Annotated in this window: 5 protein-coding genes, 1 tRNA gene and 2 rRNA genes (1 of these 8 cut by a window edge); 5 read left to right on the top strand and 3 right to left on the bottom strand. The window is 63.4% G+C overall.

Annotated features, from left to right (window positions below):
- Positions 1-7 precede the first annotated feature (7 nt).
- Positions 8-1,726: a methionine--tRNA ligase gene (metG, locus tag MMAR10_RS09470; RefSeq protein ID WP_011643764.1), complete on the bottom strand. Its 1,719-nt coding sequence runs from the start codon at positions 1,724-1,726 to the stop codon at positions 8-10.
- Positions 1,727-1,845: 119 nt separating this feature from the next.
- Between metG and MMAR10_RS09475 the strand changes: the two genes are divergently transcribed.
- The 5 genes from MMAR10_RS09475 to MMAR10_RS09495 all read left to right on the top strand — a co-directional run bounded on the left by MMAR10_RS09475 (position 1,846) and on the right by MMAR10_RS09495 (position 8,162).
- On the top strand, positions 1,846-2,280 hold the full coding sequence (locus MMAR10_RS09475; protein ID WP_011643765.1) for a DUF1761 domain-containing protein: 435 nt from the start codon (positions 1,846-1,848) through the stop codon (positions 2,278-2,280).
- Between the two features lie 85 nt (positions 2,281-2,365).
- Positions 2,366-2,441 (top strand) — tRNA-Thr (locus MMAR10_RS09480).
- 166 nt (positions 2,442-2,607) lie between these two features.
- On the top strand, positions 2,608-3,402 hold the full coding sequence (locus tag MMAR10_RS16210) for an ImuA family protein (RefSeq protein ID WP_049755705.1): 795 nt from the start codon (positions 2,608-2,610) through the stop codon (positions 3,400-3,402).
- Positions 3,305-4,870 (top strand): DNA polymerase Y family protein, encoded by a 1,566-nt coding sequence (locus MMAR10_RS09490; protein WP_150099753.1) that lies wholly within the window; start codon positions 3,305-3,307, stop codon positions 4,868-4,870. The genes MMAR10_RS16210 and MMAR10_RS09490 overlap by 98 nt, the downstream gene beginning before the upstream one ends.
- 10 nt (positions 4,871-4,880) lie before the next feature.
- Positions 4,881-8,162, top strand: a complete 3,282-nt coding sequence (locus tag MMAR10_RS09495) for an error-prone DNA polymerase (RefSeq protein WP_011643768.1) — start codon at positions 4,881-4,883, stop codon at positions 8,160-8,162.
- Between the two features lie 161 nt (positions 8,163-8,323).
- On the opposite strand, the gene rrf is transcribed toward MMAR10_RS09495, so the two are convergent.
- Both rrf and MMAR10_RS09505 read right to left on the bottom strand, forming a co-directional pair.
- Positions 8,324-8,438, bottom strand: a 5S ribosomal RNA gene (gene rrf, locus MMAR10_RS09500).
- 92 nt (positions 8,439-8,530) lie between these two features.
- A 23S ribosomal RNA gene (locus MMAR10_RS09505) occupies positions 8,531-10,364 on the bottom strand (it continues 904 nt past the right edge of the window).

The following is a 10,364-nucleotide window of genomic DNA, read 5'->3' on the forward strand; positions in this document are numbered from 1 at the left end:
CGGTCACCTAAGCTTCCGGCGCGCCGCCAAAACGCTCGGTCCATTCCGCGACCTGGGCATCTTCGATCTTGGCAAAGAGAACGGCCGGCGGCGTGATCGCCATGCCATGTGGCAAGGCGTCAAGCAGCGCGCTGGCCGGGCCGTCGAATTCCCAGCTGCGGCGGTCGTCCGGCACACCGAGCGCGTCAAGAATCTTGCTCGCCGCTTCCGGGATGAAAGGCTGGGCGAGAATGCCGAACAGGGCGACCAGATTGAGCCCGGTCCGCACCCCGACTGCGGCCGCATCGACGTCCGACTTGTACTTCACCCAAGGCTCGGCCTTGGTGAGATACTCATTGCCGGCAGCCCAGATGGCGCGGACTTCGGCAGCCGCCTTGCGGAACTCCATTGCTTCCATATTGGCGACGAGCGCCGGCAGGCGCTGGTCCAGCTCGGCGGCCATCCAGGCCTCGTTTTCGCCGGGCGTTCCCGCCGACGGTAGCGTGCCGTCAAATTTGGAGACGGTGTATTTGGTGATCCGGTTGACGAAATTGCCCAGCACATTGGCGAGGTCCGAATTGATCAGCCCCTGGAAATGCTCCCAGGTGAAAGCCGCGTCCGAGCCTTCCGGCGCGTTCGCGGTGAGATACCAGCGCCAGTAGTCGCCCGGCAGAATGTCGAGCGCCTGGTCCATGAAAACGCCGCGCTTTTCCGAGGTCGAAAACTTGCCGCCATACCAGGTCAGCCAGTTGAAGGCCTTCAGCTTGTCGACCGTCTTCCAGGGTTCTTCCGAGCCAAGGATGGTGGCCGGGAAGGAAACGGTGTGGAAGGCGACATTGTCCTTGCCCATGAACTGGACATAGGTGACGTCGTCGGCGCCCTTGTCGGTGCGCCACCAGCTCTCCCAGTCACCGCCGCCGGCTTCGGCCCACTCGACAGTGGCGCCGATATAGCCGATCGGCGCATCGAACCAGACATAGAAGACCTTGCCTTCGAAGCCCTCACGCGGGGTGCCGTCCTGCGCCACCGGCACGCCCCATTTCAGGTCGCGCGTGATCGAACGGTCGCGTAGTCCCTCATCGAGCCATTTATAGGCGATCGACTTGGCCAGGCTCGGCCATTCAGTCGAGGCATCGACCCAGTCGCGGATCTTTGTTTCCATCTGCGTCTGCACCAGGTGCAGGTGCTTGGTCTCACGCACTTCCAGATTCTTGGATCCGGAGATTTTGGAATAAGGCTCCTTCAGATCGGTCGGCTCGAGCAGGCGCCCGCAATTGTCGCACTGGTCGCCGCGCGCGCGCTCGAAGCCGCAATGCGGGCACGTCCCCTCGACATAGCGATCCGGCAGGAAACGATCATCATCGATCGAGAAAACCTGCTCCTCGACCCGCTCGGCAATCAGCCCCTTCTCTTCCAGCACCTGGGCAAAATGCTGGGTCAGGCGGATATTGGGCGCGTTCGAGGTGCGACCGAAATAATCATAGCTCAGCGAAAACCCTTCACCGGAGCGCTTCTGGATATCGTGCTGCTCGTCGCAATAGGCGCGCACATCCATGCCCGCCGCATCGGCCGCCAGCTCGGCCGGCGTACCGTGCTCGTCCGTGGCACAGACATAGAGCACGTCATGGCCACGCAGGCGCTGAAAGCGCGCATAGACATCAGCCGGCAGCATCGACCCGGCCAGATTGCCCAGATGCTTGACGCCATTGATGTAGGGCAGAGCGCTGGTGATCAGTATACGGGCCATAATCGGAATTCTTCTCTTGCGCGGATTTCGGAGTAATGTGTTCGCGTGAAAGGCGAGTCTTCAAGGCATCGCCTTGCAGGGCGAGACATACAAGCCCTGCCTTGGGGAGGAAACAGGAAATGCCGCGAATTTTGGGATTGAATCCGCTTGCCGTGCTGGTGGCCGGATTTGCGTTGTGGATGGTTGGATTTGTTTTCTATGGGGTCCTTTTCGCCCAGTTGTGGATCGGTCTTTGGGGCTTCACCGATGCCGACCTGGCGGCGGCCGAGGCCGTGGCCGGCCCGGCCATGGCAGCAGGCTTCGCGCTGTCGATCATATTTGCCGGTTTCCTCAGTTACGCGCTGAAAGCGCTCAAGGCGGACGGCATGACGAGTGCGGTCAAATGGGCGCTCTTCCTGTGGGCCGGCTTCGTGGTCACAACCATGGCCTATGACATCATCTATGCCCTGCAACCCATCATGCTTCTGTTGCTGGACGCCTCACACAACCTGGTCGGCTTTATCGTCATGGCCCTCATCCTGACCGCCCTGGACAAGGTCGCCGTCAAGGACTGACCAGCCCAACCGACATTGAGGCGGGCGCAATTGCAGCAAACACTTGTCGCAACGCGCCCGCCCGCGTATCAGACCGTTTCTGGATGCCGGCTTAGCTCAGCTGGTAGAGCACCTGATTTGTAATCAGGGGGTCGGGGGTTCGAGTCCCTCAGCCGGCACCAGGATTTTCACTTACATCATCTCGCCTGCGCCAGGGGCCTTGCCCGGTACAGCCTCGGCGCTGCCGTCATGGCCCGTGTCGAGCGGCAGACAGAAGGTCGTCTTGCGTCCTGTCACCCGGCGATAGCGTCGCTTGACTCCCTCATTTTGTGAGAACAAAATGAGAACATGATGTCTCCCCCCCGTCCTGAAACCCTCTCTCTCAGCGCCCTGCGCCAGCGTCTGGCGACCCTTGATCCGGCCAAGCCCGGCCACCCGGGCCAGGCCGGCGCGGAAGACGGGCCGAACCTGCCCTGCGCCCGGCCGGGCCAGGTCGTCGAGCTGCGCCCGCAAACCTATTTCGACACGCCGGCCTCGCTGTGCATTCTGGCCGGCATGTCGGTGATGGCCAGCCATCAGCGACAGGGGCCGATCCTGTGGTGCCGTCGCCGGGCCGATCCACGGCAGGATTTCGGCGATCCCTACCCGCACGGCCTGCAGCAATGGGGCATCGATCCCTCCCGCATCCTGCTGGCCCTGGCCCGCGATCAGGCTGGCGTGCTCTGGGCCATGGAGGAAGGCGCCCGGGCGCCGGAACTGGCCGCGATTGTCGGCGAGACCGGCAGTGGTCATGCCTACGGCCTCACGCCCAGTCGCCGGCTGCAACTGGCAGCGGAGAAACACGACACCGCCGTGCTGCTCCTGCGCCCTTTCGACGATATCGCCCCCAGTGCCGCCCGGCAGCGCTGGCGCATTGCCGCCGCGCCCGGACCGGCCGCGCCCTGGACCGGGGCTCGCGGCCTGCCTGCACCGGGAGCCCGGCGCTGGCAGGTCTGTCGGGAACGGGGGCGAAACGGCCGGGAGGCCGGTTTTACGATCGAGTGGAATGATGAAGCGCTATGTTTCCGCCTGCCTGCCCTGGTGGCCGAGCCAACGTCACGACCGCAACACACGCCGGCAGGGGCAGAGCGGATCGCCGGATGACGACGCCCTGGCACTTGTCATCCGCGGCGCCGGCGGACAGCGGCTGCATGCCGTCAACCGCACCGCCGCCCGCCTTGGCCTGACGCCGGGCCTGACCCTGACCGATGCCCGCGCCCGCGTGCCCGCCCTGGTCACCGCTCCGGCCGATGACCGGGGGGACATCCGGGCACTCACCGCGCTGGCCCGGTGGTCGGGCCGTTGGTCACCGGTCGTTGCACCTGATCCGGCAGGGCCGGGCCTGGACGGCCTCATCCTCGACATCACCGGCTGCACCCGCCTGTTCGGCGGCGAGACGGCCCTGCTGGATGCCATGATGGAGGGGTTTGCCGAGCTGGGGTTCAGCGTGCGGCTCGCCGCAGCACCGACAATCGGTCTGGCCTGGGGAGCGGCCCGTTTCGACCCGGACAGCCGCAACCGGCCGCTGTGTATCGATCCCGATACGGCCGCCGATCGCCTGGCCGCCCTGCCGGTGGAAGCCTTGCGTCTGGCCGAAGGGGTCAGTTCGCGCCTGCGGGCGCTGGGTCTCACCCGTGCCGGCCTGCTCCTGCAACAGCCACGCGCGGCCCTGGCTCGCCGTTTCGGCCTCGACCTGCCGCGTCGGCTCGACCAGGCACGCGGGCAGGAAAGCGAACCGCTCGACCCCATTCGACCGGCCCGCGCCTTTCGCTCCAGCCTGCGCTTCGCCGAGCCAGTCCCGGGTCTTGATCCCATAAAAACCGCCCTGCCCCATCTTGTCGGCCCTGTCTGCGACCAGCTTACCAACGCCGGGCGGGGGGCAAGGCGCCTGGTCCTGAGCCTCGTCGGCAGCAACGGGCGAGCCGTCCGGGTGGCCATCGGTACGGCTGCGGCGGAACGGGACAGCGGCCACATCATCCGCCTGCTCGGTGAAAGCCTCGACCGGCTGGAAGCCGATTTCGGCCTCGGTGTCGAAGCCTTGCACCTTACCGCTCCCTCCACCGCCGCGTTCACGGCCCGTCAGGCCCGCCTCGACGGCACGCCGGGTGAGGAAGCAACCAGTCACCTTGTCGACCGGCTGCGCTTGCGACTGGGCGAAACCGGTGTGCGCCGAGCGGCCAGCCGGGAAAGCTGGTCCCCCGAACGGGCCAGCGGCTGGCGCACGGCCGATCATGCACAGGACATATATGTGACAACCAGCCCGGGCCTGCCCCTCAAACGCCCCCTCCTCCTGCTCGACCGGCCCGAACCGGTCGAAGCGTTGGCGGAAGTGCCGGACGGACCACCGCGGGTCTTCGTCTGGCGCCGGGTCCGGCATCGCATCGCCCACGCGGAAGGCCCCGAACGCATCGCACCGGAATGGTGGCGCCCCGCCCGGTCGGGTCAGCCATTGCTGAGCCGCGACTATTTCCATGTCGAGACAGCCGAAGGCCACCGCTTCTGGCTCTATCGCGCCGGACTGTACGGGCGGGAGACGGACGTTCCCTGCTGGTTCGTCCACGGCGTGTCATGAGGAGGGCAAGATGAGCGAAACCTATGCCGAGCTTGTCGCCGCCAGCAATTTTTCCTTCCTGCGCGGCGCATCCCATCCCGATGAAATGGTGCTGGCTGCCAAGGCGCTGGGTCTTGCAGCCATCGGTCTTTGCGACCGCAACTCCCTTGCCGGCGTGGTCCGGGCGCACAAGGCAGCAAAGAAAGCCGGCATGACGCTGTGCATCGGCACACGCCTGGTCACACGCTGCGGGTTCGAACTCGCGACCTATCCCCGCGACCGGGCCGCCTATGCACGCCTGTCCCGCCTGCTGACCCTGGGCAAGCGCCGGACCGTGAAAGGCAAGTGCGATCTGGGCCTCGAGGATGTTCTTGACCATGCCGAAGGCCAGGTCTTCATTCTCCTGCCCCCGGCCGATCCGGGTCCGGACTGGCAGGACACGGCCCGCCATTTCTGCGCCGCGGCCCCGGACGGGGCCTGCCATCTGGCCCTGGCACAACGGTTCGACGGGCAGGACGGGGCGCGTGTCTTCCGGCTGACCGGGTTTGCCGGACAGACCGGCCTGCCGCTCATCGCCACAACGGACGCGCTCTACCACACGCCGGAGAGACGGGCCCTGCAGGATGCCCTGACCTGCATTCGCGAAAAAACCACGATCGACACCGCCGGTTTCAGGCTGGAGGCCCATGCCGAACGCCATCTCAAACCGCCGGCCGAAATGGCGCGGCTGTTTGCCGCCCATCCCGAAGCCGTGGCCAATACAATGCATCTGGCCCGACGCCTGCGCTTTTCCCTCGACGAGATCGCCTACCAATATCCCGACGAAATCATGGAGCCCGGCGAGACAGCCATGCAGACCCTGACCCGGCTGAGCCGGGAAAAGGCGGTCTGGCGCTATCCCGACGGCATTCCCGACAAGGTCGCCGCGGCGATCGAGTATGAACTCACCCTGATCAGGCAACTCGACTACGCGCCCTATTTTCTCACCGTCTACGACATCGTCCGCCATGCCCGCAGCCGCGGCATTCTCTGTCAGGGACGCGGGTCGGCGGCCAATTCCACCATCTGCTACTGCCTCGGCATCACCTCGGTGGATCCAGCCCGGATCGACCTTCTGTTCGAGCGCTTTGTCTCGGCCGAACGCAATGAACCGCCTGATATCGACGTTGATTTCGAGCATGAACGTCGCGAGGAGGTGATCCAGTACATTTACGGCAAATACGGTCGCCACCGAGCCGGCATGACGGCCACCGTGACCACCTATCGCAGCAAGGGGGCAATCCGCGACATCGGCAAGGCAATGGGGCTATCGCCGGACCTGATCGATGCGCTGGCGCGTGCCGTCTGGCACGGGTCAAGCGCTGGCGTGCCGGAGGCGGATATCCGGGCCATGGCCCTCGATCCGGACGAGCAGCGCCTGGCGCTGGCCATGCGTCTGGTGCGCGAACTGATCGGCTTTCCGCGCCACCTGTCCCAGCATCCCGGCGGCTTCGTCATCACCCGCGACCGGCTCGACGACATCGTTCCCGTGATGAATGCCGCCATGGCCGACCGTACCATGATCGAATGGGACAAGGACGATATCGAAACCCTCGGCCTGATGAAGGTCGATGTGCTGGGCCTCGGCATGCTCAGCGTCATCGCCAAGGCATTGGCGCTCCTGCGCGAGGCCTATGGCCGTCGCGAAAGCCTGGCCAGCCTGCAGGACGAGGATCCGCGTGTCTATGACATGATCTGCGAGGCCGACACGGTCGGCGTTTTCCAGATCGAAAGCCGGGCCCAGATGTCGATGCTGCCGCGGCTGAAACCGCGCCAATTCTATGATCTGGTCATCGAGGTCGCCATCGTCCGGCCCGGCCCGATCCAGGGTGACATGGTCCACCCCTATCTGCGTCGCCGCGAGGGCCGCGAGAGAATCGACTACCCGTCACCCGAATTGAAGGCCGTTCTCGGGCGCACGCTGGGCGTCCCCCTGTTCCAGGAACAGGCCATGAAGATTGCCGTGGTCGCGGCCGGCTTCACGCCGGCCGAGGCGGACGGGTTGCGCCGGGCCATGGCAACTTTCCGTCATGCCGGCATTATCCACGAATTCCGTCACCGCTTCCTGGAGGGCATGATCAAAAACGGTTATGCCCCGGAATTTGCCGAACGTTGTTTCAAGCAGATCGAAGGATTTGGCGAATACGGATTCCCGGAAAGCCACGCTGCCAGCTTCGCCCTCCTCGTCTATGTCTCGGCCTGGCTGAAGTGCCATTACCCGGACGTCTTCTGTACCGCCATCCTGAACGCCCAGCCCATGGGGTTTTACGCCCCGGCCCAGCTGGTCCGCGATGCCCGCGAACATGGCGTCGACATACGCCCGCCCGATATCAACCACTCTGCCTGGGACTGTACGCTGGAAGCGGGATCGGAGCCGGGGCCGGATGTCAGACCAAACCGGAAGGGCGCACACCAGTATGCGGTGCGCCTGGGCCTGCGTCAGGTAAAGGGCCTTGCCGACGCCGCCGCCGCGCGCATCGTCGTGGCGCGCCAGGCGGGCGGACACTTCATCTGCGTGGAAAGCCTGATGCGGCGGGCCGCCCTGTCGCGCCGCGCCCTCGACCAGCTCGCCAATGCTGACGCCATGCGCTCGCTCGGACAGGACCGACGGGCGGCGAGCTGGCAAGCGGCCGGTCTGGCAACGTCCGCCCTGCCTCTTTTCGCGGCCGGCGAAGGCGCCGAAACCGCCAACGGCGAAACCCCTCCGCCCTTGCCCGACATGCCGGCCAGCGAACAGGTCTATCGCGACTATCGCAGCCTCGGCCTCAGCCTGAAAGGCCATCCGCTGGGCTTCTTCCGGCAGGCGCTGTCCGAACGCGGCCTGGTTGAGGCACGCGCCCTGAAGACCCTGCCCAATGGCAGCCAGATCGATCTCGCCGGCCTGGTCCTGATCCGTCAGCGGCCCGGCTCGGCGAGCGGAATCGTCTTCGTCACCCTGGAAGACGAAACCGGGGTGGCCAACCTGATCGTCTGGGGCAAGGTCTTCGAACGCTTTCGTCGCACCGTCATCGGCGCCCGCCTGCTGCGCGTAAAGGGCCGGCTGCAACGCGAAGGCCGGGTGATCCACATCATCGCCGAGACCCTGATCGATGAAAGCTGGCGGATCGACTCGCTTCAGGATGACGGTGATGGCTGGAACGACCGCAGCCTGTTGCATGGCGACGACTTCCGGGCCGGGACCGAAGCCGATCCGCGGCCCCTCGGTCACAATCGACAAGCCGACACGGCCGCCCGCCGTGCCGTGGCCCTGCAGCGTTCACGGGATTTCCATTAGGGCGGGCCGGGCTTTGCGCGGATTGGGTTGCTCTTGTTCGGGGTGCCGGACAGGCCGGCGCCCGGCCAGTTTCAGACAGCAAGACGCCCCCGGCCTGGTTGGCTCGGGGGCGTTTTGTATTTGAGATTTGTGGAGGATTTCCTGTTGGATCTATCGTGCAGACCGGGCAGCGACCTACTCTCCCACACCTTAAGATGCAGTACCATCGGCGCTCGGGGTCTTAACGGTCGTGTTCGGGATGGGAACGTGTGCGGTCCCCCTGCAATAACCACCCGGTCAGCGCGACAGATCCGAGGAAAGAAGAGACATTCTGATTTATTGAGGTGTTGCTTTGTTCGACGAAGCGTTCGCCGGACATGAGCATCTTCAAGATCAAGACAATCGAGTAATTAGTACCAGTCAGCTTCATGCGTCACCGCACTTCCACATCTGGCCTATCAACGTGGTGGTCTTCCACGACTCTCAAGGGAAAACTGGTTTTGAGGGGGGCTTCCCGCTTAGATGCATTCAGCGGTTATCCCTTCCGTATATAGCTACCCTGCTATGCTGCTGGCGCAACAACAGGTCCACCAGAGATACGTCCACCCCGGTCCTCTCGTACTAGGGGCAGCTCCTCTCAATTTTCCGACACCCACGGCAGATAGGGACCGAACTGTCTCACGACGTTCTAAACCCAGCTCACGTACCGCTTTAATTGGCGAACAGCCAAACCCTTGGGACCTGCTCCAGCCCCAGGATGCGATGAGCCGACATCGAGGTGCCAAACAATGCCGTCGATATGGACTCTTGGGCATCATCAGCCTGTTATCCCCGGCGTACCTTTTATCCGTTGAGCGATGGCCCTTCCATGCGGGACCACCGGATCACTATGGCCGTCTTTCGACTCTGCTCGACCTGTCAGTCTCACAGTCAGGCGGGCTTATGCCATTGCACTCAACGAGCGATTTCCGACCGCTCTGAGCCCACCATCGCGCGCCTCCGTTACTCTTTGGGAGGCGACCGCCCCAGTCAAACTACCCACCAGACAGGGTCCCGGACCCAGGTTCATGGGCCGCGGTTAGATATCAACAATCATCAGGGCGGTATTTCAAGGATGTCTCCACCAGAACTGGCGCCCTGGTTTCATAGACTCCCGCCTATCCTACACAAATAATCGCTAATACCACTGTCAAGCTGTAGTAAAGGTGCACGGGGTCTTTCCGTCTGACCGCGGGAACTCCGCATCTTCACGGAGAATTCAATTTCGCTGAGTCTATGCTGGAGACAGCGGGGAAGTCGTTACGCCATTCGTGCAGGTCGGAACTTACCCGACAAGGAATTTCGCTACCTTAGGACCGTTATAGTTACGGCCGCCGTTTACCGGGGCTTCAATTCGGAGCTCTCACTCCTCCTTTTAACCTTCCGGCACCGGGCAGGCGTCAGACCCTATACGTCGTCTTGCGACTTCGCAGAGCCCTGTGTTTTTAGTAAACAGTCGCCACCCCCTGGTCTGTGCCCCTCCACACTGGTTGCCCAATGCAGAGGCTCCCTTCTCGCGAACTTACGGGAGCAATTTGCCGAGTTCCTTCAGCATAGTTCTCTCAAGCGCCTTGGTATGCTCTACCAGTCCACCTGTGTCGGTTTGGGGTACGGTCTAATGTGGGAGCTATTTCCAGGGACCTCTTCGCCGCCAGTTCAATCCGATAAGGACTGACGACACACGAGATCCGTCACTACCCACTGGTGCAGGAATATTAACCTGCTTCCCATCGACTACGCATTTCTGCCTCGCCTTAGGGGCCGACTAACCCTGCGCTGATTAGCATTGCGCAGGAACCCTTGGACTTTCGGCGAGAGTGTCTCTCACACTCTTTATCGCTACTCATGTCAGCATTCTCACTTCCGATACCTCCAGCGGCCCTCGCGGGTCCACCTTCATCGGCCTACGGAACGCTCCGCTACCACTCGATCAAAGATCGAATCCGCAGCTTCGGTGTATCACTTAAGCCCCGTTACATTTTCCGCGCAGGAGCGCTTGACCAGTGAGCTGTTACGCTTTCTTTAAAGGATGGCTGCTTCTAAGCCAACCTCCTGGTTGTCTAAGCACTCCCACATCGTTTCCCACTTAGTGATAACTTAGGGACCTTAGCTGGCGGTCAGGGCTGTTTCCCTCTTCACTACGGACCTTAGCACCCGCAGTGTGTCTGCCTCGCAGTACTCCAT

Source organism: Maricaulis maris MCS10 (assembly GCF_000014745.1).
Classification (GTDB): Bacteria; Pseudomonadota; Alphaproteobacteria; order Caulobacterales; family Maricaulaceae; genus Maricaulis; species Maricaulis maris_A.

Coding starts and splice junctions, on each gene's coding strand:
- metG (WP_011643764.1), bottom strand. CDS start 1,726: ATGGCCCGTATACTGATCACCAGCGCTCTGCCCTACATCAATGGCGTC.
- MMAR10_RS09475 (WP_011643765.1), top strand. CDS start 1,846: ATGCCGCGAATTTTGGGATTGAATCCGCTTGCCGTGCTGGTGGCCGGA.
- MMAR10_RS16210 (WP_049755705.1), top strand. CDS start 2,608: ATGATGTCTCCCCCCCGTCCTGAAACCCTCTCTCTCAGCGCCCTGCGC.
- MMAR10_RS09490 (WP_150099753.1), top strand. CDS start 3,305: ATGATGAAGCGCTATGTTTCCGCCTGCCTGCCCTGGTGGCCGAGCCAA.
- MMAR10_RS09495 (WP_011643768.1), top strand. CDS start 4,881: ATGAGCGAAACCTATGCCGAGCTTGTCGCCGCCAGCAATTTTTCCTTC.